General features: G+C 69.1%; 28 protein-coding genes. 19 read left to right on the top strand and 9 right to left on the bottom strand.

Annotation, left to right across the window (positions count from 1 at the left end):
- The first annotated feature begins 227 nt into the window (after positions 1-227).
- The 5 genes from ACFQ36_RS01380 to ACFQ36_RS01360 all read left to right on the top strand — a co-directional run bounded on the left by ACFQ36_RS01380 (position 228) and on the right by ACFQ36_RS01360 (position 3,179).
- Positions 228-779 (top strand): RNA polymerase sigma factor, encoded by a 552-nt coding sequence (locus tag ACFQ36_RS01380; protein WP_377009817.1) that lies wholly within the window; start codon positions 228-230, stop codon positions 777-779.
- Positions 776-1,501 carry a hypothetical protein gene (locus tag ACFQ36_RS01375; RefSeq protein WP_377009815.1) on the top strand — a complete coding sequence of 242 codons (726 nt, stop codon included), beginning with the start codon at positions 776-778 and terminating at the stop codon, positions 1,499-1,501. The genes ACFQ36_RS01380 and ACFQ36_RS01375 overlap by 4 nt, the downstream gene beginning before the upstream one ends.
- A gap of 334 nt (positions 1,502-1,835) precedes the next feature.
- Positions 1,836-2,198, top strand: a complete 363-nt coding sequence (locus ACFQ36_RS01370) for an ArsR/SmtB family transcription factor (RefSeq protein ID WP_377009813.1) — start codon at positions 1,836-1,838, stop codon at positions 2,196-2,198.
- Positions 2,195-2,680 carry an SRPBCC family protein gene (locus ACFQ36_RS01365; protein ID WP_377009811.1) on the top strand — a complete coding sequence of 162 codons (486 nt, stop codon included), beginning with the start codon at positions 2,195-2,197 and terminating at the stop codon, positions 2,678-2,680. Before ACFQ36_RS01370 ends, ACFQ36_RS01365 begins: the two co-directional genes overlap by 4 nt.
- Positions 2,681-2,705: 25 nt before the next feature.
- A complete protein-coding gene (locus tag ACFQ36_RS01360; protein WP_377009809.1) occupies positions 2,706-3,179 on the top strand; it encodes an SRPBCC family protein in 474 nt (157 codons plus the stop codon).
- A gap of 45 nt (positions 3,180-3,224) precedes the next feature.
- Here the strand turns inward: ACFQ36_RS01360 and ACFQ36_RS01355 are convergent, their stop codons facing one another.
- Positions 3,225-3,434, bottom strand: coding sequence for a hypothetical protein (locus ACFQ36_RS01355; RefSeq protein ID WP_377009807.1), 210 nt, complete (start codon positions 3,432-3,434; stop codon positions 3,225-3,227).
- Between the two features lie 212 nt (positions 3,435-3,646).
- On the opposite strand from ACFQ36_RS01355, the gene ACFQ36_RS01350 reads away from it, so the two are divergent.
- From ACFQ36_RS01350 to ACFQ36_RS01320, 7 genes are all read left to right on the top strand, one after another.
- Positions 3,647-4,366, top strand: a complete 720-nt coding sequence (locus tag ACFQ36_RS01350; RefSeq protein WP_377009806.1) for a TetR/AcrR family transcriptional regulator C-terminal domain-containing protein — start codon at positions 3,647-3,649, stop codon at positions 4,364-4,366.
- A 225-nt stretch (positions 4,367-4,591) separates the two neighbouring features.
- Positions 4,592-5,005, top strand: a complete 414-nt coding sequence (locus ACFQ36_RS01345) for a GNAT family N-acetyltransferase (RefSeq protein ID WP_377009805.1) — start codon at positions 4,592-4,594, stop codon at positions 5,003-5,005.
- Complete coding sequence (locus tag ACFQ36_RS01340) at positions 5,002-5,328, top strand: hypothetical protein (protein WP_377009803.1); 327 nt, start codon at positions 5,002-5,004, stop codon at positions 5,326-5,328. The genes ACFQ36_RS01345 and ACFQ36_RS01340 overlap by 4 nt, the downstream gene beginning before the upstream one ends.
- 96 nt (positions 5,329-5,424) lie before the next feature.
- Positions 5,425-5,877, top strand: a complete 453-nt coding sequence (locus ACFQ36_RS01335) for a hypothetical protein (RefSeq protein WP_377009801.1) — start codon at positions 5,425-5,427, stop codon at positions 5,875-5,877.
- Entirely contained in the window at positions 5,874-7,103 is a 1,230-nt protein-coding gene (locus tag ACFQ36_RS01330) for an Nramp family divalent metal transporter (protein WP_377009799.1), read from the top strand. The genes ACFQ36_RS01335 and ACFQ36_RS01330 overlap by 4 nt, the downstream gene beginning before the upstream one ends.
- The gene (locus tag ACFQ36_RS01325; RefSeq protein ID WP_377009797.1) at positions 7,100-7,477 is read left to right on the top strand and encodes a hypothetical protein; all 378 of its coding nucleotides are present in this window, start codon (positions 7,100-7,102) and stop codon (positions 7,475-7,477) included. Before ACFQ36_RS01330 ends, ACFQ36_RS01325 begins: the two co-directional genes overlap by 4 nt.
- Positions 7,464-7,808 carry a PRC-barrel domain-containing protein gene (locus ACFQ36_RS01320; protein WP_377009795.1) on the top strand — a complete coding sequence of 115 codons (345 nt, stop codon included), beginning with the start codon at positions 7,464-7,466 and terminating at the stop codon, positions 7,806-7,808. Before ACFQ36_RS01325 ends, ACFQ36_RS01320 begins: the two co-directional genes overlap by 14 nt.
- Positions 7,809-7,898: 90 nt before the next feature.
- Here the strand turns inward: ACFQ36_RS01320 and ACFQ36_RS01315 are convergent, their stop codons facing one another.
- Positions 7,899-8,804, bottom strand: a complete 906-nt coding sequence (locus ACFQ36_RS01315; protein WP_377009792.1) for a LysR family transcriptional regulator — start codon at positions 8,802-8,804, stop codon at positions 7,899-7,901.
- Between the two features lie 387 nt (positions 8,805-9,191).
- On the opposite strand from ACFQ36_RS01315, the gene ACFQ36_RS01310 reads away from it, so the two are divergent.
- Together ACFQ36_RS01310 and ACFQ36_RS01305 are read left to right on the top strand one after the other, a co-directional pair.
- Positions 9,192-9,581 (top strand): hypothetical protein, encoded by a 390-nt coding sequence (locus ACFQ36_RS01310; protein ID WP_377009790.1) that lies wholly within the window; start codon positions 9,192-9,194, stop codon positions 9,579-9,581.
- A gap of 230 nt (positions 9,582-9,811) precedes the next feature.
- Complete coding sequence (locus ACFQ36_RS01305; RefSeq protein ID WP_377009788.1) at positions 9,812-10,084, top strand: hypothetical protein; 273 nt, start codon at positions 9,812-9,814, stop codon at positions 10,082-10,084.
- 102 nt (positions 10,085-10,186) lie between these two features.
- Here the strand turns inward: ACFQ36_RS01305 and ACFQ36_RS01300 are convergent, their stop codons facing one another.
- Both ACFQ36_RS01300 and ACFQ36_RS01295 read right to left on the bottom strand, forming a co-directional pair.
- Positions 10,187-11,455 carry an MFS transporter gene (locus ACFQ36_RS01300; RefSeq protein ID WP_377009786.1) on the bottom strand — a complete coding sequence of 423 codons (1,269 nt, stop codon included), beginning with the start codon at positions 11,453-11,455 and terminating at the stop codon, positions 10,187-10,189.
- Entirely contained in the window at positions 11,452-11,826 is a 375-nt protein-coding gene (locus ACFQ36_RS01295) for a MarR family winged helix-turn-helix transcriptional regulator (RefSeq protein WP_377009827.1), read from the bottom strand. Before ACFQ36_RS01295 ends, ACFQ36_RS01300 begins: the two co-directional genes overlap by 4 nt.
- A 280-nt stretch (positions 11,827-12,106) precedes the next feature.
- Between ACFQ36_RS01295 and ACFQ36_RS01290 the strand changes: the two genes are divergently transcribed.
- Both ACFQ36_RS01290 and ACFQ36_RS01285 read left to right on the top strand, forming a co-directional pair.
- The gene (locus ACFQ36_RS01290) at positions 12,107-12,625 is read left to right on the top strand and encodes a DUF6328 family protein (RefSeq protein ID WP_377009784.1); all 519 of its coding nucleotides are present in this window, start codon (positions 12,107-12,109) and stop codon (positions 12,623-12,625) included.
- 171 nt (positions 12,626-12,796) lie between these two features.
- Positions 12,797-13,678, top strand: coding sequence for a slipin family protein (locus tag ACFQ36_RS01285; RefSeq protein ID WP_377009782.1), 882 nt, complete (start codon positions 12,797-12,799; stop codon positions 13,676-13,678).
- Positions 13,679-13,733: 55 nt separating this feature from the next.
- Here ACFQ36_RS01285 and ACFQ36_RS01280 read toward each other — a convergent pair whose 3' ends face one another.
- The 3 genes from ACFQ36_RS01280 to ACFQ36_RS01270 form a co-directional block, all read right to left on the bottom strand.
- A complete protein-coding gene (locus tag ACFQ36_RS01280) occupies positions 13,734-15,212 on the bottom strand; it encodes an NCS1 family nucleobase:cation symporter-1 (protein ID WP_377009780.1) in 1,479 nt (492 codons plus the stop codon).
- Between the two features lie 38 nt (positions 15,213-15,250).
- Positions 15,251-16,678, bottom strand: coding sequence for an amidohydrolase family protein (locus ACFQ36_RS01275; RefSeq protein WP_377009778.1), 1,428 nt, complete (start codon positions 16,676-16,678; stop codon positions 15,251-15,253).
- Between the two features lie 85 nt (positions 16,679-16,763).
- Complete coding sequence (locus ACFQ36_RS01270; protein ID WP_377009776.1) at positions 16,764-17,414, bottom strand: GntR family transcriptional regulator; 651 nt, start codon at positions 17,412-17,414, stop codon at positions 16,764-16,766.
- Between the two features lie 285 nt (positions 17,415-17,699).
- Between ACFQ36_RS01270 and ACFQ36_RS01265 the strand changes: the two genes are divergently transcribed.
- The 3 genes from ACFQ36_RS01265 (at position 17,700) to ACFQ36_RS01255 (ending at position 21,558) form a co-directional block, all read left to right on the top strand.
- On the top strand, positions 17,700-20,147 hold the full coding sequence (locus tag ACFQ36_RS01265; protein ID WP_377009774.1) for a DEAD/DEAH box helicase family protein: 2,448 nt from the start codon (positions 17,700-17,702) through the stop codon (positions 20,145-20,147).
- A gap of 79 nt (positions 20,148-20,226) precedes the next feature.
- Complete coding sequence (locus ACFQ36_RS01260) at positions 20,227-20,931, top strand: type 1 glutamine amidotransferase domain-containing protein (RefSeq protein WP_377009772.1); 705 nt, start codon at positions 20,227-20,229, stop codon at positions 20,929-20,931.
- 3 nt (positions 20,932-20,934) lie between these two features.
- Positions 20,935-21,558: a class I SAM-dependent methyltransferase gene (locus ACFQ36_RS01255; RefSeq protein ID WP_377009770.1), complete on the top strand. Its 624-nt coding sequence runs from the start codon at positions 20,935-20,937 to the stop codon at positions 21,556-21,558.
- A gap of 7 nt (positions 21,559-21,565) precedes the next feature.
- Here the strand turns inward: ACFQ36_RS01255 and ACFQ36_RS01250 are convergent, their stop codons facing one another.
- Together ACFQ36_RS01250 and ACFQ36_RS01245 are read right to left on the bottom strand one after the other, a co-directional pair.
- Positions 21,566-21,757 carry a hypothetical protein gene (locus tag ACFQ36_RS01250; RefSeq protein ID WP_377009768.1) on the bottom strand — a complete coding sequence of 64 codons (192 nt, stop codon included), beginning with the start codon at positions 21,755-21,757 and terminating at the stop codon, positions 21,566-21,568.
- A gap of 48 nt (positions 21,758-21,805) precedes the next feature.
- The gene (locus tag ACFQ36_RS01245; RefSeq protein ID WP_377009766.1) at positions 21,806-22,033 is read right to left on the bottom strand and encodes a zinc-ribbon domain-containing protein; all 228 of its coding nucleotides are present in this window, start codon (positions 22,031-22,033) and stop codon (positions 21,806-21,808) included.
- Positions 22,034-22,053: the final 20 nt, after the last annotated feature.

The raw sequence follows: 22,053 nt of genomic DNA, 5'->3' as shown, positions 1-22,053 counted from the left end.
CCGACGGCGGGCCCGCCCTGCCTGCGGTGCCGGCCGCGCCGCAGGTACCTGCCACCAGCGGGCAGGCGCAGGCGCATCTTGATGCGGCCGCCGAGGCCGCCGAGGCGCGCCTGGATGCCCGCATTGATGTTTCCGCCCAGGAAGCAGCCGGAAAGTAGACTCTTGAGGCGAAGGTGCGGCGCGGGCACGACCGCGCCGCACCTGGCCGCAACCTGAAGGAAAGCATCTTGGCCCAAGCGCTCCCAGACGAGGTACTGTCCGCTGCGCAGGACGGGGACCCGGAGTCCTTCAGCAGGATTTACGCCGCCCTCGCCCCCGGGGTCGCCGGCTACCTGCGGGCCAGGGGCATGGAGGACGCCGAAGCCTCGGTCCAGGAGGTTTTCCTCACCATCTTCTCCCATATCGGCACGGTGCGGGGCGGCTACCAGGGATTGCGGACCTTCACCTTCTCGGTGGCGCACGCCAGGTATGTCGACGAAGTGCGCAGACGTGCCCGCCATCCCGGCTTCGCGGACTACGATCCCGAAACGGACACCCGCACCACCGGTTCCGCCGAGGACGTCGTGCTCGCCTCGCTGGCCGAAAGCGACGTCGGACAGCAGCTGCAGGCGCTGAACCCGGACCAGCGCGAGGTGCTGCTCCTGCGCATCGTGGCCGACCTCTCGCTGGAGCAGGTTGCCGAAATCATGGGCAAATCCACGGGCTCCATCAAACAGCTTCAGCGGCGGGGCCTGCTGAAGCTCAAGACCCTCATAGAAAGGAAGGAGGCACTGGTGTGACTGCGGTTCCCCCCAATAACGAACAATTCATCCGGCAGCTGCTGGACGAATCCGGCGTGGACACCTCGCTGCCCCTTCAGGCCGCGCTGCTGGAACTGCGTGCCGCCGGCACCGCACCGGTCCCGGCGCCTTCCGGCGAGCTCGCCGCATTCATGGCCCCGGCCGTGGCCCGGCTGCGGCCCCGCCGCAGGGCCATCAAGGGCGCGGTCATCGGCCTTGCCGTCGCCGCGGCCACGGGGCTCGGCGTTTCCGGCGTCGCCGCGGCCAATCCGCAATTCCAGGCAGCCACCGGCCAGGCCGTCGAACAGGTCATCCGCTTCTTCGCCCCTGCCGCCGGCAGCGCGCCGGCTGGCCAGACACCCGGGGACCCCGTGCCCGCCGGGGACATCGACGACCAGGTGCGGCCGACGCCGACGGACGCCCCCGGCTCCCCTGCCGCCACCCGGACCCCGGCCGCACCCGCGCAGTCCCCCGGTCCCAAGGACGCCGGACAGGACGGCTCGGTCGGCAGCAGGAATCCGGCTGCCCCGCCCGCACACGGCCAGACGGCCCCCGCAGAAGGACGCCGGGTCCTGCCGCCGGTACCCGAGGTACCGGTGCCCTCCGGCGTTCCGGGCCCGGACGGCGAGCAGCCCGGCGAACCCGGCCTGAAGGTGCCGCCGATTCCCCGGCCGACAGGGCCCGCCGACCTGCCGCACCTGCCCGTGCTGCCGGACCGGTAGGCCAGCCGGACGGGTAGGCCAGCCGGACGGGTAGGCCAGCCGGAGGGGTAGGCCTGCCGGTCGGGTAGGCCTACCGGATGGAGCCGAAGTCGGTTTCCACGTTCCGCAGCTGCAGCATCAGGGCCCTGCCTTCCGGCGGGGATGCCGAGGCAGCCGTCCTGGACCGCCGACATTCCCGCCCGCGCCCGCACCGCCGGCCCCGACCGCACGGAGAGCCGGTCACGCCCTCCGGCCCGCGCCGTCGCCTGCCGGGCCGACCCCTTGACGCGATCCGGCACGAAGCGTAGCCTTTTATTCAACTAAAGAGTTGATAAAGGAAGAAGTTGAATACATAGTGGACCCGGGCGACGACGCACTGCTCGACAAGGCCTTCCTGGCCCTGGCCGATCCGGTCCGCCGCCGCATCATCGCCCGGCTCAGCCGTGGCCCGGCCACGGTCAACGAGCTGGCCGAACCCTTCCAGATCACCAAGCAGGCGGTCTCGAAGCACATCCAGGTCCTCGAGCAGGCGGACCTGGTCACACGCACCCGCGAGGCCCAGCGCCGGCCCGTCCACCTGAACCCCGCACGGCTGGAAGCGCTGACCGCGTGGATCGACCAGTACCGGCTGGTCCGCGAGCGGCAGTTCCGCAACCTCGACGCCGTGCTGCGCGACCAGGCCGCAAAACGCGGCATCCAGCCAAAGGACACATCATGAACGCCCTGAAACTCACCGTTCCCGACAACGTCCCCTTCATCGATTTCGAGCGCGAGTTCGACTTCCCCGTCGCGGACGTCTTCCGCGCCCATTCCGAGCCGGAGCTGGTCAGCCAGTGGCTCGGTCCCCGGGGCACCTACGTGGACATCGACCATTACGAGTTCCGCACCGGCGGCAGCTACCGCTACCGGCACACCGGCCCGGACGGCATCTCCTACGCGTTTAGCGGGGTTTTCCACACCGTCCGCGAGAACGACATCGCCATCCAGACCTTTGAGTTCAGCGGCTACCCCGACAGCGTCAGCATCGAGTTCCTCAGCTTCGAGGACCTGGGCAACGGGCGCAGCCGGTTGCGCGCCCACTGCGTCTACCACAGCCAGCAGGCCCGGGACGGCATGGCCACCTCGGGGATGGAGTCCGGTCTGTCCCAAGGCTACGAGCGGCTCGAGGAGCTGCTGGCCCGGCTTACGGCCACGCACTAGGCGCCGACCCAGAAGGAGGAGCATCATGAGCAGCGCACTGAAACTGGACAACCCGCAGAACGCCCCGTACACCGACTACGAGCGCGAGTTCGACTTTCCCGCCGCGGAACTGTTCCGCGCCCATGCGGAGGCGGAACTGTACCGGCAGTGGATCGGGCCCCGCGGGCTGACTACGCGCGTGGAGGAACTGGACTGCCGCAGCGGCGGCTCCTTCCGCTTCGTCCAGCACGGGGACGACGGCGTCGAATACGCCTTCCGCGGCGTATTCCATACGGTCCGCGCCAGCGAGTTCATCCTGATGACCTTCGAATACGAGGGCTACCCGGACGTCGTGACGCTGGAATACACGACGTTCGAAGATCTGCCCGGCGGCCGCTCGCGGCTCACCGGGCACTCGGTCTTCCCCACGTTCGAGGCACGCGAAAGGTACCTCGCGGACGGGATGGAATCGGGCATGCGCGAAGGCTACGAACGGCTCGAGGAACTGCTGGGCACCTAGCAAGGCGCCGCGGACCGGGAGCCGGCCCGCGGCGCCTTGCCGGTCCTAGGCTGGATCCCCGGTCAGCGGCACCGCATCCCGGTCGCCGTCCAGCGGGGCCAGGTCCGCAGCGTCGCTGACGGCTTCCGGATCGACACCGGCCTTCACGGCTTCGTCGATGGCCTCCTCCAGCAAGGCCTTGGCCTGGTCGATTTCGACATGCAGCATTTCGACTGCCGCCGAGGCGGCCCACACCTGCTTCAGTTCCTCTTCCACAATCGTCTTCCAATCTGAATTCGGCCGTGCAACCGCAGACCGTCGAACTTACAGCGTAAACCATTTGTTTTACAGCATGGGAAATGCCGGATTAACAGCACGCGGCCTTCCTTGGGGAACGGTCCTCCGGGCCCCTCGGCGGGGTTTGGGCAGGGGCGGATTCCGGCGCCGGCGCGTACGCTGGTGGGCAAGTCGCACGGAGGGAGGAATCAGTGTCCGAGTCCGAGGCAAGACCCACGGAAGACCCGGCGGACGGCACCGCCGGCACCACGAAACCCCGGCTGGACCGGCAGCGTATCCTCGAGGCCGGTGCGGACTTCGTCGAGAAATTCGGCATCCGGCACCTGACGATGCGCCGGCTGGGCGCGCAGCTGGGCGTGGAGGCGATGTCGCTGTACCGGTACGTCCCGTCGCGGGAGAGCCTGCTCGACGGCATCGTCGAGATCGTTATCGACGAGCTTTACAGCGACCCCGAAGTCTACGTCGAACCGCGCCACGGCTGGCAGGACTACCTGCTGCGGCTGGCCCACGGCCTGCGCCGCCTGGCCCTGAAGCATCCCCAGGTGTTCCCGCTCATCGCCACCCGGCCCGCCGAGGCGCCCTGGGTGCGCCCGCCGCTGCGCAGCCTGCGCTGGGTCGAGTCATTCCTCAAGGCCCTCACGTCGACCGGCTTCTCCGACCAGGCCGCGGTGGACGCGTACCGGGTGTTCAGCAGCTTCCTGCTCGGCCATCTGCTGCTGGAAGTGTCGGCCATGGGGGCCGACGTCGGACCGGTGGAAGAAACCGAGCCGCGGCCGCCGAAGGAGGCCGACCTGAGCGGCTATCCGCTCCTGCAGCGCCTGCAGGACCTGCTCTCCCTGGACCGTTCGGCCCAGGAGTTCGAGGAATCGCTGGAGAACCTGCTGGACCGCCTGGAGCACCTGCTCGCCTGAGGGGCCGGACTCCTCCCGAATCCCCCCGACACGCCGCCGACGGTACGATCTTTTGCACAAACAATACTAAGCATGCTTTGCTTACACCGTAAGCAAGATCCGATTGCAGCCTTTGGGCCGGACAGGTCCGGGGGCTGCAGTTCACCCCGACCCAAGGAGGATGGACCGGCCCACCCCGGAACCGGACACTTCGAAACTCAGGGTGTGAAAGATGAGGAGAAATGCATGCGCGCAATTCGCAATAACTTCGACGCCTCCCAGTTCGACGCCTACGTCGACGGCACGGTAGCAGGATCGCTGCAGTACCGGATCCAGGATGGCCAGATGTGGCTTCTCGATGTGGAAGTGGACCGCGACTACCGCGGCCTGGGACTGAAGAGCGGCCTGGTACGGAATGCCCTGGCCGAGGCGCACCGCAGGCGCTTGTCGGTCCTGCCGTTCTGCCACGAAGCCAGGAAGCATGTTTTTGCCCATCCGGTTTTTCTCCAGCTTGTCCCCGCTGCAGAACGCCAGCGTTTCAGCAGGTCCATGAAGAATGTGCAGAAGTACGGTGCCACCCGATCCAGCAGGACCCGGCGGCAGGCCCCGGACCTCGCCGGCGCAGCGCCGCGCCCGGCCGGAAAGGCAGGGAATCGATGAACGGCAAACTCAAGGTCCTGGTGCGCGTCGACCTGGAAGGCTCTTCTGCCTGCATCGGCGTCAAGGGCGCGGTCAACACCCGGAATGTCCAGGCCCTCTATTCCCTGGCGAAGCGTGCCAGTTCCCTGGCCCCCGGCCTCGACGTTGCCATCGACCTCAGCGCGGCGACGGCGGAGCCCAAAGTTCTCGACGAACTGCGAACGTGCGCCGACTCCCACCACCTGCCCGAGTCCGTGGATCCAATGCAGACCGAATGCCGGCTCCGGGTCATCACCCAGGACCCGGTTGCCGATTCGGCACCAAGCGTGGCACTGGCCGCCTGACGGGCCGGCAAGCCCGGGCGGTGACGGAAAGCGGGTACCTCATTATGCTGGGCCCAGCCGGCGAATGCCGGATGGGCCCAGCACGGAGGGAGGACCATGGCCATGGACCACCGGGCTGACCGCCGCGCCACCGCCTGTTCCCTGCTGGCCGCCGTCCTGCTGGCAACCACCGCCTGCAGCGGCGGAATCGCCGGGACGCTGGGCCAATCCGCCAAGGACGCGTCCTCGGCCGTCGGTTCCGTCGCCCTGGCCCTGCGGCTCGAATCCAGCGGCCGGGCCACGGACGCCCTGGCGCAGGCCACCGCCGAGGACATGGTGGACGAGGCGGCCAGCGCCTACAAATCCGCCGCCTCGCAGTCACCTGCCAACAGCGCCGAACTTTCCCGGCAGCAGCAGGTGCTGCAGGTCCTGGGCCGGGCGCTCGACAGCCTGCAGGCGGCCCGGCTGGCCCAGCAAAGCGGAGACAATGCGGCACGGAACGCCGCCGCGGAAGACCTTGAACGCCAGGCCGGCGAACTGTCCCGGCTGAGCCGGGAGTTCAAGCCGTGAAGAAGGTCCTGGGCCTGGCGCTGGGCATCCTGACTGCCATCGGCGGGTTCGTGGATATCGGTGACCTGGTGACCAACGCCGTCGTCGGATCCCGGTTCGGCCTAAGCCTGGTCTGGGTCACGCTGCTCGGCATCGTCGGCATCTGCCTGTTCGCGCAGATGTCCGGGCGCGTGGCGGCAGTCAGCGGCCGTACCACCTTCGAAATCATCCGCGAACGGCTCGGTCCGCGCGCCTCGATGGCGAACCTGCTGGCCTCCTTCTTCATCAACCTGATGACCCTCACCGCCGAGGTCGGTGGCATCGCCCTGGCCCTGCAGCTGGCCAGCAGTGTGCACTACCTGGCCTGGGTGCCGGTGGCCGGCTTCGCCGTCTGGCTGGTGATCTGGCGGGTGAAGTTCAAGATCCTGGAGAACGTCACCGGACTGCTGGGCCTGACCCTGATCGTCTTTGCCGTCGCCCTGTTCCTGCTCGGTCCCAACTGGCTGCAGTTGGTCGGCCAGGCCATGGCCCCCGCCGTCCCGGACGGGGAAGAACCGGCCACCTACTGGTACTACGCCGTCGCCCTGTTCGGCGCGGCCATGACCCCGTACGAAGTGTTCTTCTTCTCCTCCGGGGCCGTGGAAGAAAAATGGACCGTGAAGGACCTGAACCAGTCGAAGGCGAACGTGCTGATCGGCTTCCCGCTCGGCGGATTCCTGTCCGTGGCCATTGCCGGCTGCGCCGCCGTCGTGCTGCTGCCGGCGCAGATCGGCGTCACCTCGCTGTCCCAGGTGGTGCTGCCGGTCGCCGAGGCCGGCGGCAAGCTGGCGCTGGCCGTCGCCATCGTGGGCATACTGGCGGCCACCTTCGGGGCAGCGCTGGAAACCACTCTCTCGGCCGGCTACACGCTCTCGCAGTACTTCGGCTGGTCCTGGGGCAAATTCCGGCCGCCCGTCCAGGCGGCCCGTTTCCACCTGACCATGATCGTGGGCCTGCTGATCGGCATGGCGGTGCTGATGACGAGTGTGGACCCGGTGCAGGTGACCGAATACTCGGTGGTGTTCTCCGCGATCGCGCTGCCGCTGACCTACATTCCGATCCTGATCGTCGCCAACGATCCGGAGTACATGGGCCAGCTGGTCAACGGGCGGTTCACCAACATCCTGGGCACCGTGTTCCTGGTGATCCTGGTGGTGGTTGCGGCGGCCGCCATCCCGCTGATGATCGTGACGGGAGCCGGATCATGACCGAGCCTGCGGGCAAGACCTTCGACGCGGTACTGCACCTGCTGGACCGGCAGGTGCTCGACGTGGACAAGCTGCCGGTCACCGCCGTGGACGACGTCGAACTCTCCGACATCCCCGACGGCCACATTGCCGAGGGCACGCCGGGGCCGGTGATCACCAACCTGCTCACCGGCTCCGTGCTCGGCACGCGCATGTTCGGCGGCCGGCCGCCGTCGTCGAGGCTGAAACGGATCCCCTGGCGCCACCTTGCCGAATTGGGCACCGCGCTGCGGCTGAACGTCCACGGCGAGGACCTGGATGTGGCCTGGACCGAACGCTGGGTCCAGCAGCACATCATCGGCAGGATCCCGGGAGGCAGGCATGATCCTCAGTGACCTTTTGGGCCGGGACGTGCTCGACGATACCGGCACCAAGGTGGGCCGGGTCATCGACGCCCGGTTCGTGCTGGACGGCAGTCCGGTGTCCGAGGCCTCGCTCGCCCAGGCCCGGCTGCTTGGCTTCCTGGTCAGCCCGCGGTCCCGCAACTCCTACCTGGGCTACGAGCGCAAGGGACTGAAGGCCCCGTGGCCCATCGGCAGGCTGGAGCGGTGGTGGCACCGCGGCTCCTTCCTGGTCCGCTGGGAGGATGTGGCCGGCATCGACGAGGACGCCGTGCGGCTGCGGCCCGGCTACACCCGGCACGACACCTCGCTGCGGCAGTCCTGACGGCAGGACCGCGCACCCGGGAGCTGCCCCGGCGCGGAAGGGCGCCGGGGTCCTGCTCCCTTCGACCGCCCTCCCGCCGCGGGATGCTGATCAGCTGAAGATGCCCGCAAGCTGTCGCAGCACCGCCTGGACGGCACCAACCTGGAAGTGGCCGGTGCGCCAGTAGGCGTGGAAATCCATCTTGAGCCGGCGGCCGCCGGACCTGAGCTCGTGGGCACGCAGCCCGAACTGGGGTGCTTCCCCGCAGAGGATGCAAACGCGGCCGGAGTTCGCCGCCACGGCCTGGGCGATCTCCGGCAGCGGTACCTCCTCCACCCCGCCCGGCTGGCTCCCGTCCTCAGCCAGCGCCCGGTCCAGCACTTTGCGGATCCCCCGGTAGCTCTCTACCCGCACCAGCTGCCGGCCCGCCAGCCCGGCCACCTCCACCGGTCCGGGTTCCCAGGGCACCGTCGCCGGCAGCACCTGGGCGGTCAGCGGCACGGCGCCGAGCTGGCGGTGCTCGAACCGCCCGTCCGGCGATGCGGGGCCTACCGCAATGTCGCAATGGCCGGCGTCCAACTCGTCGAGGATCCTGTCTGCCCGCGCGATCTGGATGCGCGAGGTGCCCAGCCGGCCGCAGGCGATCATGGGCGCAAGCAGATAGCGGGCCGTCTCCGGCGGGCAGGCGATGACCAGGCGGGATTCGGGCGGCAGCTCCCTGCAGGTCATCGCCTCGCGGGCTTGGTCGGCGCGGCGCAGGATATCCCGGGCCAGGACGAGGAACTCGTTTCCGGCGCGGGTGAGCACCAGGTGGTAGCCGTCGCGGTGGAACAGGTCGGTGCCCAGCTCCTTCTCGAGGGCGCGGATCTGGCGCGAGATCGAAGGCTGGGCGACCAGCTGCTCCCTGGCGGCGGCCGTGGCCGAGCCCAGCCGGGCGATCGCCTCGAAATACCGCAGCACCCGCAGTTCCACGCCGTTCCCCTCCCGCCGCCCGGCCACGTTGCTACCAGCGTACAAGCGCCGGTCCAGCACACGCCGTGACGTCCGCCAACACGGCCCGCCCGGTCTCCTCAACGTCAAGCCCGGCCGGCTCACACGCGGCTGCGCGGACCCAGGGCTCGCTGACGCCCGCACGGACCAGGTGCGTCCGGACCCGGTATGGCCGGGCGGAGGCCGCGGGCACGCAGTGAAGGGATACCGGTGCCGAAGACACTGATTCGCCCGGCCCGGCCGCGGACCCGGGGGCAGGTGTTGACCTGCACCGGCCCTCCCCCTAGCGTCGAAATGTGCGCACAAACCGGCAGTGGTTATTCCCCGCGTTTCTGTGTGAAACGTTTGACCAGCGCAGCTGCCCATCCCAAATCGAGTCAGGGCGCATCACGCCCAGGATAGAAGAGGTGAGATATGCGTAAGGTAATGTCGCTCGTGGCAGGTTCCCTGCTGGCGCTGGGAGGTGCCGCCGTCGCGGCCCCGGCCCAGGCCCACGAGTCCGGGCAGGACACCAGCCGGTCCGTCTCCGTCAAGCACGGCCCCCACCATCCGGGACACAAGACCGGCCACAAGCACGCCAAGTGGCACAAGTGGCATGGCGAGAAGGAGAACCGGTGGGCCGGCAACTGGTGGCAGGACCGCGATGACTGGTACGACACCTGGTCCGACTGGCATGAGAAATGGCATGACGAGCACGACGACGATTCGGCAGGGACTCCCGGCGATGACGGCACCGCGGAAACCCCCGGCGGTGACAATGGCTCCGCGGAGACCCCTGACGACGAGGTGGTAGAAACCTCCTGACGGCAGCGGGCCGGTGCCGGGATATGAACGGGTCCCGGCACCGGTCCGGCCAGCCCCCGCGGCATCACGGACCCCCGGTCATCCCGCCGGAGGCCGGGATGTGCCGAAGCCGCCACCGGCGGTGCAGGAATCCCGGTGCGCAGGCGACGTTCCGGGCCGGAGGATTGACCTCCCGGCCGCCGTTACTAGCATGAGGTGAAAGCTTCCACATACGAGGAAGGCGGGAAACCATGACGGCCCTGGCGACTTTTTACATCGCGGCTACCCCTCGCCCCGGAACGGAACATGTTTTCGAAGACTGCATCCGCCGGCTGGCCGCCCGGGGAACTGTCGATGGTGTCCGGTTCTCGGTTTTGGAACTTGCCGGCACCAGTGCAGCCCTGCGCGGGGAGATGCCGCAGGAAGAATGCCCGCAATGCCCCGAGGCACTGGCCACCTACCTGGAAGACCAGCTCGTCGCCCGCGAGGGGATCTACGTCGACCTGGACGTGAATATCGGCTAGCGGACCAGGCACCTCCTCCCCCCGCCACCGCGGGCCCGCCCGGGCGTGTCCCCGCTTCCGGCAGCAGGCGGCCGCTGGGACCGGCTACCGGGCAGCCACGCCCTAGCCGCGTCCGGCCTCTCGCGCCGCACGCGGCTGCGACAGGCTGCGCACCCGGGTCCGCAGGTCCACCCCGCTGCGCCGGCTGAGCAGGATGAGCGCGCACAGCCCCGCCAGCAGCGGGATGGTCCCGCAGATGGCCACGGCCCAGCGGGCCCCGAATTCGGTGCCGATCCAGCCGACCAGCGGTGCCCCGATCGGGGTGCCGCCCTGAATGGTGGCCATGTACAACGCCAGCACGCGGCCGCGGAACTGCGGCTCCACGGACAGCTGGATGCTTGTGTTGGCGCTGTTCAAGAAGGTCAGCGACGCCAGTCCCACCGGAATCAGCATCAGCGTGTAGAGCCAGAATCCGGGCATCAGGCCCGAGGCGATGGTGAAGGCGCCGAAGGCGACCGCCCCGCCGACCAGGTACGGCATCCGCGAGCCCTTCCGCCGGGCGGCCAGCAGCGCCGCCGCCAGCGTGCCCACGGCCATCACGGACCCAAGCAGCCCGTACTCCCCCGCGCCCTTGCCGAACACCGAGGTGGCCATCAGCGCATTGGTCAGCTGGAAGTTCATCCCGAAGGTGCCCATCAGCCCCGCCAGGACGAAGATCAGCATCAGGTCCGGCCGGCCGCGCACATACCGCAGCCCTTCGACAATCTGGTGCTTGCCGCGTTCGGCGCGCACCGACGGGAACAGCTCGGCGGTGCGCATCCGCCACAGGGACAGGATGACGGCGCCGAAGCTGGCGGCATTGAGCAGGAAGGCGGGCCCGGTGCCCAACCAGGCGATCAGCACCCCGGCCAGGGCCGGGCCCGCCAGCCGGGCCAGGTTGAAGGATGCGGCGTTGAGGGCGACGGCGTTGGGCACGTCCTCCTGCCCCACCACCTCGGAGACAAACGCCTGCCGGGCCGGCGCGTCGAAGGCGCTGCCGATGCCCAGCGCCAGCGCAATGGCATACACGTGCCACAGCTGCGCGGTACCGGTCACCACCAGCAGCCCGAGCACCAGGGCACACAGCCCCATGGCCGTCTGGGTGACCAGCAGTATCCGGCGCTTGCGGTGCCGGTCGGCCATCAGGCCGGCGTAGGGGCCGAGGAAGAGGATCGGCAGGAACTGCAGGCCGGTGGTGATGCCCACGGCGGTGCCGGAATGATCGGTCAGCACCGTCAGCACCAGCCAGTCCTGGGCCACCCGCTGCATCCAGGTCCCGACGTTGGACACCAGGGCGCCGGTGACCCAGAGCCGGTAGTTGCGCACCCCCAGGGCACGGAAAGTGGTACTCACCTGGCACTCATCTCCTGCATCAGGCGGGCCGCCCGGCTCAGCGTCCGGCGGTCTTCATCGTTGAATTCGGCCAGCCGCTGTGCCAGCCAGGCAGTGCGGTGGCTGCGGGCATCGGCCAGGACCGCCTCGCCGGATTCCGTGATGCGGACCAGGACCTGCCGCCCATCCTCCGGGTGCGGCTCGCGCACCACGTAGCCCTGGTCCGCCAGCCCGTTGACGATCCGGGTCATCGACGGTGCCTGCACCTGCTCCCGCTCGGCCAGTTCGCGCAGGGTCCGCGGGCCCCCGGCGAGGTAGGCCAGCACCGCGTACTGTCCGGGCGGGACGATGTCGCCGCTGGCCTCGGTCCGCAGTCGCCGCGAGGTGCGCATCACCGCAATCCGCAGCTCCACCGCCAGGGCATCCGGCCGGAGGGCCTCCTCCGGTTCGACAGGAAGGGACTGGACGTTCACGGGACCTCCAACGACAGATCACGGTTTTTTGTTAGCATTGCTCATTAGCAATGCTAACAAAATCGTCCGCTCCCTTCCAGTTGGACCGCCAGGGTAGGTCTTCGCCCAACCAATGCGCTGACGTGGGCGGACGCCGGACCCGTTTCAACAGCCGGCAGGAACGGGGGCAAGCCCGACGCCGGTCCGGTAGATTGGCAGGATGGCAACGGAAGAACGCGTCAACGAGGAATCGCGCGGCCGGCGCGAATCCTTCGAGGAGAAACTGGACCGCAACTGGAACGACCTGCTTCAGGAGCTGCGCGTGATGCAGACCGGCGCCCAGATCATTACCGCATTCCTGATGACGCTGCCCTTCCAGAACCGCTTCGACAAACTGGAGGGGTACCAGGTAGGCCTCTACATCCTGCTGCTGGTGTTCTCCGTCCTGCTGACGGGCCTGATCATGACGCCGGTGGCCATCCACCGCAAACTGTTCGGGCTGCACGTCAAGGATTCGACCGTGGCGCAGGGGCACCGCATCGTGAAGACGGCGGTGCTCGGCATCGGTTTGATGGCCACCGGGTGCGTGGCCTTCATTGTCGACGTCGTCGCCGGCGACCAGCTGGCCCTGGTCATCGGCGGCGCGATCCTGGTCATCATGCTGAGCCTGCTGTGGCTGCTGCCCGGGGCGCTCAGGCGAGCCGTGGAAGCCAGGCGGAGCGCCGGCGCGGAGGACTGAGCCGCCCCGCCGCACAGGTGATGTCCGCGGTGCAGGTCCGCGGCGTAGAATGCCGGTATCGGCGGTCATCAGGGCGCGGACAGTAGGTGCGCGTCGCCGCCGGTCACGGAAACCGGCCGCCAGCCGGCCGGAGCGGGGCACGCCGAAGCTGCGGACCCGCGAGGTAAGGGCATGTACTACGCTATCGCCGCCGTCGTCATCGTGCTGATCATCCTGCTGGCCCTGTCCGTCCGAATCGTGATGCAGTACGAAATGGGCGTGCTCTTCCGGCTTGGCCGGATCATCGGTACCCGGAGGCCCGGCCTGCAGTTCATCATCCCGGTCGTTGAGCGGCTGAGGCGGGTTTCGCTGCGCATTGTCACGCTGCCGATCGAGTCCCAAGGCATCATCACCCGGGACAACGTCAGCGTCGGCATCTCCGCCGTCGCCTATTTCCGGGTCGTGGACGCGGTCAAATCCGTGGTGGCCATCGAGAACGTCCAGGCCGCCATCAACCAGATCGCCCAGACCACGCTGCGCAAGATCGTCGGCCAGCACACCCTCGACGAGACGCTCGCCGAGACGGACGTGATCAACGCGGACCTGCGCAAAATCCTGGACACCACCACCCTTGAGTGGGGCGTGGAGGTCACCCTGGTGGAGCTGAAGGACATCCAGCTGCCGGATGCCATGAAGCGGGCCATGGCCAAGCAGGCCGAGGCCGAGCGGGAAAAGCGCGCCAAGATCATCGCCGCCGAGGGCGAAGCGCTGGCCGCCGCCGCGCTGGGGCAGGCTTCGGACACCATGATGGCCCACCCGCTGGCCCTGCAGCTGCGCAACCTGCAGACCCTGATCGAGCTCGGCGTGGACAAGAACACCACCGTGGTCTTCCCGGCGCCGCTGATGAGCACCATCATGGAGCTCGGCGAATTCCTCTCGCGCGAATCCGCGGCAGCGGCAGCTGCCGGCCCGTCCGACGCCGGGCGGCCCGCTTCCGAGGCCGGCTCGGCCGGCATATCCCCGCCGCCCGCCGTCGTACGCCAGGCCGGCAAGGAACCGGTCCGGCATCGCTGACCGCAGTCGTGTGCCCCCGCCGCGCAGGACGGGGGCACACATCCGGCCGGAACGGTCAGTCCACCGCCTCCACCAGGTCGCGTTCCGGAGCGGCGGCCGCCGCGCCTGCCGGCTGTGCGCCGCGCATGGCAAGGTAGTAGGCCGTGCCCGCGGTCAGCAGTCCCGCCGGCCAGGCGAAGGCGGCGACGGCGTGGAGGGCGGGGGCCAGGGCCATGACCGCGGCGACGGCGGCGGTGGGGATGAACACGGCCACCGCCCTGGGGTTGATGCCCCTGCGGTAGAAGAACGCGCCGGCCTCGTCGGACCGGTACAGGTCCTCGACCTTGACGTGGCCGCGGCGGATCAGATAGTAGTCCGCGGCCATGATGCCGAAGAGCGGGCCGAGGAAGGCGCCCAGGCCGCCGAGGAAGTAATTGACGACCACCGGGTTCGAGTACAGGTTCCAGGGCATGACCAGCAGGGCCAGTACGGCGCTGATCAGGCCGCCGCGGCGGAAGGTGATCCGCCGGGGCCAGACGTTGGCCAGGTCGTAGGCCGGGGAGACGAAGTTCAGCACCACGTTCACGCCGATGGTGGCCACGATGAACATGAGGGCGCCGGCGACCAGGACGAAGGTGTCCGGGACCCTGGCCAGGATCAGGGCCGGGTCGGTGACGGCCTGGCCGAAGACGACCACGGTGCCGACGGTCATGGTGATGCTGATGGCGGCGAAGGCGGCGAAGTTGACCGGGATGCCCCAGAAGTTGCCGCGGACCACGGAGCGGGCGGACCTGGCGAAGCGGGTGAAGTCGCAGTAGTTCAGCAGCATCGTGGCGTAGGTGGCGACCAGCAGGAAGGCCCCGGTGAGCACGCCGTTGAGGGCCTCGGCCCCGCCGAGCGGGTGCACGGACAGGTCCATCGGGATGTGCCAGCCGGCCAGGGCGAACAGCCAGGCGGCCATGGCCAGCATGACGACCCAGACGATGGGGCCGGCCCAGTCCTGGAACCGGCGCACCGCTTCCATGCCCCGGGTGATCACCAGCAGCTGCAGCGCCCACAGCAGCAGGAAGCAGCCCCAGCCGAGCACCGACAGGCCCAGGAAGCTCCGGTCCTGCCACTGCCGCAGGCCCGGGTCGATGCGCAGCAGCAGCACGACCACCGCCATGGACGCCAGGTAGGTCTGGATGCCGTACCAGCAGATCGCAATCACCGCCCGGACCAGGGCCGGAATGTTCGCGCCCCAGATGCCGAAGCTGATCCGGGCCATCACCGGGAACGGCACCCCGGTCTGCTGGCCCATTTTCCCGGCCCAGTTCATCCCGACGAACAGGATGCCGGTGCCGAGCAGGACCGAGGCCAGCACCTGCCAGCCGGTGAGCCCGAGCACGAACAGTCCGGCCACGAAGGTATAGGTGCCGATGTTGTGGATCGCGGACATCCAGACGGCAAAGAAGCTGTAGGAGGTCCATTTGCGTTCCGCGGCCGGGGCAAGGTCCTCGTTGTAGAGCCTGCCTGAAGGATCCAGCGCCGACAGGGATTCCGTCGCGTTATTCATGTCTGACTCCTGTGTCAGTCAAAGGGGTGGTTGGGGGTTTACCGTGCTGCCTCGAATGCGGGGACCGCGAGGGGTCCCCCGGCGGCTTCGCGGAAGCCGCCGCGGGCCAGGAAGCGGCCCGCCGGACCCGGGTCATGGAAGCCGTCCCGGTCCAGGACTACGCGCCCGGCGGCGACGACGAGCTGCGGCCAGCCGCGCAGCACCCTGCCGTCGAAGGGCGAGAAATCGGTGCCCATATGCAGGGCGGATCCGTCCACGGTGCGCTCTTCGGACGGATCCACCACTACCAGGTCCGCGTCGCCGCCTTCGGCCACCGCGCCCTTGCCCGGCAGGGCATTGAGCCGGGCCGGAGCCGCCGCGAACACTTGGACGAAGCGCTCCGCCCCGGCGCCGTCGGGGGCCACCAGCTGGGTGAAGACCACCGGCATCCGGGTCTCCACCCCGGGCAGCCCGTGCGGCATCTGCCGGATGTCGTCGCAATGCCGGATTTTCTGGGACAGGTCGTAGCAGGAGTGGTCGCTGGAGACCGTGTCAATGGCGCCGGCACGCAGCCGTTCGCGCAGCGCGGCCACGGTCCGTGCCGAACGCATCGGCGGGCAGCACGCATACCATTCGGGACAGCGGCCCGCATAGACGCCGTCGTCGAGCACCAGATAGTGGGGGCAGGTCTCCGAGTAGGCCGCGACGCCGCGGGAGCGGGCCTCGGCGACCAGGTCCACGGCGCCGGGGGTGGACTGGTGCACGAAGTACACCGGTGCGCCGGTGTACCCGGCCATCGCCAGCACCTCCTGCACCGAGGCTTCCTCGGCCAGTTCCGGCCGGGTCCGGTGCAGGTGCCCGATCCCGATCTCCCCACGGGCGGCATGCTGCTGCGTGCAGTCGGCAATGATTGCATCGTGCTCGGCGTGGATATAGGTCAGTCCATCCAGCCGCGCCATCTGGCGCATCACCTTCAGCACCGTGTCATTGTCCGCCATGGTGGTGCCGCGGTTGGTCATGTACAGCTTCACCGAGCGGATGCCCAGCCCGGCAAGTTCTTCCAGCTGCGCCGGAACCGAGTCGTCCCAGTCGATGACCGAGGCGTGCAGTCCCACGTCGCAGCGGGACTGCCCGGCCAGCTCCAGCTTGTTCCGCGCCGCCTCCAGCGGCGTCTCGGAAGCATCACGCGGAATCCCGAAGTCGAGGATCGTCGTCGTCCCGCCCCACAGAGCTGCCGTGGACGTGAGCGCGTAGTCGTCCAGGGTCCGCCACCGGCCGGTCACCTGCGCTATATGGCAGTGCCCGTCCACTCCGCCTGGAAGCACCAGCCGGCCGGAAGCATCCACTACCCGGTCGGCGGCCGGCACCTGCCCGGCCGCGCCGACCAGGGCGGTCACCCGGCCGCCGTCAATGACCACGTGCGCCTTCCGGCGTCCGCCGGCGTTAACCACGGTGCCGTTGGCAATCACCAAATCCGCAATGTCCACGGTGTTTCTCCTGTTTTTGGGTGTCCTCAGGGAAGGGGCCGGGGATGCGCCCACCCGCCCCGCAAAGATTCGGGAAAAGAGAGCCCTAGTGCTCCTGGTAGTACTGCTTCCGGTACTTCTGGATGTGCTCGCGCGACTGCCGGGCCGCCCGCTCCGGATTCCTGCTCGAGATCGCCGCAAGCAGGTCCTCGTGCTCCCGGATCAGCTCCCGGAGATCGTGCGGCTGGCGGTACAGCCAGTGCATCCTGCCCTGCAGGGGCTCGAGGGCTGAACGGAGGAACCCGTTGCCGGCAATCCGGGTCACCGCCTCGTGGAATTCCGCATTCGCCGCCTCGGCTTCATGCAAGGCACCGCTGCCCACGGCCCGCCGGGCGGCCTCCAGAAGCTCCGCCAGCTCCGCCAGGTCCGCGTCGGAAGCCCGGACGGCCGCCAGCTGGCAGGCGAGCACCTCGAGGGCCTGACGGACATCGAACAGGTCGGCCACTTCTTCGGGACTGAGCCTGCTTACCACCATTCCCCGGGAGTTCGCCCGCTCGCTGACCAGCCCCTCCTGCCGCAGCATCCTGAGCGCTTCCCGGATCGGAAGGCGGGACACGCCGAACTCTGCGGCCAGATCCCGTTCCACCAACCGGGTTCCCGGCGCGTAATGGCCGTCGAAGATCCGCGTCCTAAGGACGTCGCGGACATTCTCCCGCAGCGGCCTCTCCTGGCCTGGGTGGGAAGCATGAAGGTCCATGGTTCCACCGCCGAGCTTGTGTGGTGTTGGATGCCGGGTGCGGCCCGGGGGCCGCCGGCCGGAAGGCGCACGCCGTCCGGCCGGCCGCAGCGCTCCCGGATGCGCCGTCTCCTCGCGTTGACGGGAAGATTCGGGATCCCAATTTGGGATCCCGGAAATATGGTGCACTGTGAGCTTCGTCACCGTCAAGAGTATTGGTGGAATTTAATTTCCATTTTGTGCCCACCTGCCCTGCCGCCTGCACAAAGCCTTGGTGCGGCGCCTGCCCTATACAACAATGGGAACATGAGCGCAAGGCAGCCGTCCGTGGCGGGCCAGCTGGTCCTGCCGCTCGGCGCTGCCCCGGAGACGGCAGGAAAAACGGCCCCGGACACGGCGGGAAACCGCGGTCCCGAACGCGAGCTCGAAGAACTCCGGGCTGAGAACGCGCGGCTGCGCAAACTGCTTGAACTGGGCGCGGCCGAAGCCAAGGCCGCCCGGGCGGACCAGCCGGTGCTCGCCGTCACCCAACCCGGTCCGGTGGGCATGTCCTCGCCGCCGGAACTGAAGGTCCGCCTGTTCCAGGACCTCTTCCGCACCCGTACGGACATCTACGCGGTGCGCTGGGAGAACCCGCGCGAGGGCCGCGCCGGCTGGGTGCCCGCTGTTGCCGGCGGCTGGCGCAAGGGCATGCGCCGGGACACCGCGGACTACCTGGAACTGACCCCGGAAGTCATTGCCAGGCATCTGCGGGGCGAACTCCAGCTGGGCCTGTATCCGCTCGCCGGGGACGACACCTGCTGGTGGATCGCCGCCGACTTCGACAAGGCCGCCGCCATGCTGGACGCGCTGGCCTACGTCAAGGCCGCCCGCTCCCGCGGGATTCCGGCCGCCCTGGAAGTTTCGCAGTCGGGCCGCGGCGCCCACGTATGGATCTTCTTCAACAGCCCCGTTCCGGCCGAATCCGCCCGCCGCCTGGCTACCGGACTCGTCCACGAAGCGATGGGCCTGCGCGGCAGCATGGACCTGGACAGCTACGACCGCCTGTTCCCCGGCCAGGATACGCACACCGGCCCGGGCATGGGGAACCTGATCGCCGCACCGCTGAACGGCAAACAACGGCGGCACGGTGCCACCCTGTTCCTGGACACCGCGACGCTCGAACCCTACGAAGACCAGTGGGCCTACCTCTCGAGCCTGGACCGGCTCTCCGTCGGGACCGTGGCCAGGCTTGTCCGCGAACTCCCCGAAGTCCGGTTCGGCCACGAGGTGCGGCGGCTCGAACTGCCAACGTCGTCGAAGATCGTCCCGCGCCCGGCGCCCATTGTCCGGGCCCGGTTCGGCGCACGGCTGACCGTCTGCGCCGCCGAACTCGGTCCGGCCATGGTTTCGGCCGTCAAGCACGCCGCGTCCCTGCCGAACCCGGAGTTCTACGACCGCCAGCGGCTGCGCCGCTCCACCTGGAACATTCCGCGCTTTTTGCGCAGCTACGAGGAAACCCCCGACGGCGACCTCATCCTGCCGCGCGGGCTGCTGCCGCTGCTGCGCCGGCTGGTGGAATCCGCGGGCAGCTCGCTGCGGATCCAGGACGAACGCTCCGGCGGCGTCCCGCACCGGTTCGAGTGCACGGCCGGGCTGCGGCCCGACCAGCAGGAGGCGCTCCGGGACCTCGCCGCCGTCGAGACGGGCATCCTGGTGGCGCCGCCGGGAACCGGAAAGACGGTCGTCGCCTGCGCCCTGCTGGCCCGCCGGGGCGTGTCCACCCTGATCCTCGTGGACCGCAAGGCCCTGGCGGATCAGTGGCGCAAGCGCATCAGGGAACTGACCGGCGAACAATGCGGCCAGATCGGCGGCGGCCGGGCCAAAACCACCGGGCGCATCGATGTGGCGCTGCTGCCCACGCTGGCCCGGCGGGAGAACATTGCCGAACTGACCGGGGATTACGGACTGGTCATCGCCGACGAGTGCCACCACGTCCCGGCCGCGGCCTTTACCTACGTCATGAACCAGATGCCGGCCCGCTACTGGCTCGGACTCACCGCCACCCCGTACCGCCGGGACCGGCTGGACGAACTGATCTACCACCAGCTGGGCCCGGTGGCCCACACCATGGCAGCCCGGGATCCGGAGCAGCTGCCCCGCGAGCGCACCGAAATTCCGGCGCCGGAGCTGTCCCTCCAGGTGCATCCGACGTCGTTCGCCTACAGCGGCGGCGCCGACCCTGCCCGGCCCGGCGGCATCGCCAAAATCTACCAGGACCTCGTCGCGGACGAAGACCGGCTCCGGCAGATTGTCGACGACGTGCTCGCCGCGTACGGGCGCGGCGCCAAAATCCTGCTGCTGACCACCTGGACCGCCCACCTGGACCGGTTCGCGGACCGGTTCCGCGCCGCAGGCCTGGACCCGGTGGTCTTCTCCGGGGCGATGAACGCCACCGAACGCAAGGCGGCCGTGGCCCGGCTGGCGGAGGCCGGCGACGCCGAGCCGCTGCTGGTGCTGGGCACCGGATCCTTTATCGGCGAAGGCTTCGACTGCCCGCAGCTGGACACCCTGTTCCTGGCCGCGCCGGTCTCCTTCAAGGGCCGGCTCGTCCAGTACGCCGGCCGGATCACCCGGCCGCACCCGGGCAAGACGCGGGCCACGGTCCACGATTACCACGACCAGCTGACGCCTGTGCTCGCCGCCGCCCTGGGCAAGCGGGCGCCCGGCTATGTGGCTTTGGGATTCCCGGACCCGCGGAAGCTGTCCGCCTGAGGCAGTTCCGCCTCGGGGGAGGCGGGGAAACCGACAAAGCGTAGACTCGGTGCCAATATCCAAGGACAGGAGCAAAGAAATGTCCAAGATCCTCATGGTTGTCTCCGCCGCCGATTCCCTGGTCATGAAGGACGGTACCCGCCATCCCACCGGCTTCTGGGCCGAGGAACTGGTGGCCGCCCACCGCATGCTGCGCGAGGCCGGGCACAGCATCGACATCGCCACGCCCGGCGGCGCCAAACCCACGGTCGACAAGATCAGCCTCGACCCGGACACCGTCGGCCAGGAGACGGCCGATGACCTGGCCGCGTACCTGCAGGAGATCGACGCCGAGCTCGCTGCTCCCCTGGCCCTGGCCGACGTCGCCGTCGGCGACTACGACGCCGTCGTCATGCCCGGCGGGCACGGCCCCATGGCGGACCTGTACCAGGATGCGGACCTGGGCCGGATCCTGGTTGCCGCGGATGCGGTCGGCAAGATCATCGCCCCGTTCTGCCACGGGCCCGCGGGCCTGCTCAGCACGGTCGACGACGCCGGGAACTTCCCCTTCGCCGGCCGCCGGCTGACCGTCTTCAGCAACGAGGAGGAATTGGGCGGCGGTACCGGCGAGAACACCCCGTGGCTGGTTGAAACCGCGCTGGGCGAGAAGGGCGTGGTGGTGGAGAACGGGCCGGCGTGGCAAAGCAACGTGGTGGTGGACGACAACCTGATCAGCGGCCAGAACCCGCAGTCCAGCGCGGATGTGGCCCGCACGTTGCTCGAGGTGCTGGCCGGGGGCCGGTAGCCGGTGGGCGTCGGGAGCGCCCTGTTTGCGGCGACCTATGACGCGGCGGCCCGGCACGCCGAAGCCACGGTGCTGGGACCGCGCCGCGCCGCGCTGCTGTCCGGACTGACCGGGAGCGTGCTCGACGTCGGCGCCGGCACCGGGGCGAACCTTCCGTACTTCCCTGCCGCCTGCAGCGTGACGGCGGTGGAGCCGGATCCGCACATGCGCCGGCGGCTGGAGGCCAAGCTGGGCACCGCGGCGGCCCGGGTCAGTGTTTCGGCGGACAGTGCGGAGGCGCTGCCCGCGGCCGATGGCAGCGCCGACGCCGTCGTATTCACCCTGGTGCTGTGCACCGTCCCGGACCAGACAGCCGCCCTCGCCGAAGCCCGGCGTGTGCTCGGACCGGGCGGGAGGCTGCTCTTCCTCGAACACATCCGCGGCTCAGGGCGGCATGCCAAACTGCAGGACCTGGTCCGGCCGCTGTGGTCCTGTGCCGCGCAGGGCTGCCAGCCGAACCGGGACACCCTCGCCGCCATCTCGGCAGCCGGCTTCACCGTCCGCGTGGACGAAGAGTTCAGCATCGGGCCCGGGTGGAATCCCGCGAACCCGCTGGTCATGGGTTCGGCGGTTCCGGACCGGCGGTAGTCCGGCGTCAGTAGCCGTAGCCGCCTTCCTCGGCGTTTTCGGCTTCGGCCTCGCCGTCCACGTTCTCCGAATCCGGCCCTCCGGTGGATTCCAGCGGCTTCTGCTCCGGCTCGCTGACTGCTTCGTCCGCAGGTTCCGGATCCTTCGGGTGCACCGCGTCGTCGCCGGGTTCGGTTGGTCCGTTGCCTTCAGTGGTCACGGAAACCACCTCCTTAACTTGTCTGGAACTTGCCTGGCCCGCCCGTGCCTAGCTCGCCGCCAGGGCCTCCTGCCGGGACATCTGGGTCTGCTGCCCGCAATGCAGGCACTCGGCGTAATAACGCCGGCGCGTGGTGAACAGCGGGATGAAGAAGACCGTCAGCTTCCAGGCCTGCTCGATCACCTGTTGCGGGCCGTGCACTCCGCAGTGCGGGCACGTGCCGGGGCGGGTGAACAGCGCCTGCACCTTCTGCGTGAAGCCCAGGATGATGAGCATCAAAGCCCTCCGGGTCCGCG

The organism is Arthrobacter sp. GCM10027362, assembly GCF_042679445.1.
Lineage (GTDB): Bacteria > Actinomycetota > Actinomycetes > Actinomycetales > Micrococcaceae > Crystallibacter.
Note: the sequence above shows the minus strand (reverse complement) of the source record. Positions and strands in the feature narration are given on the sequence as shown.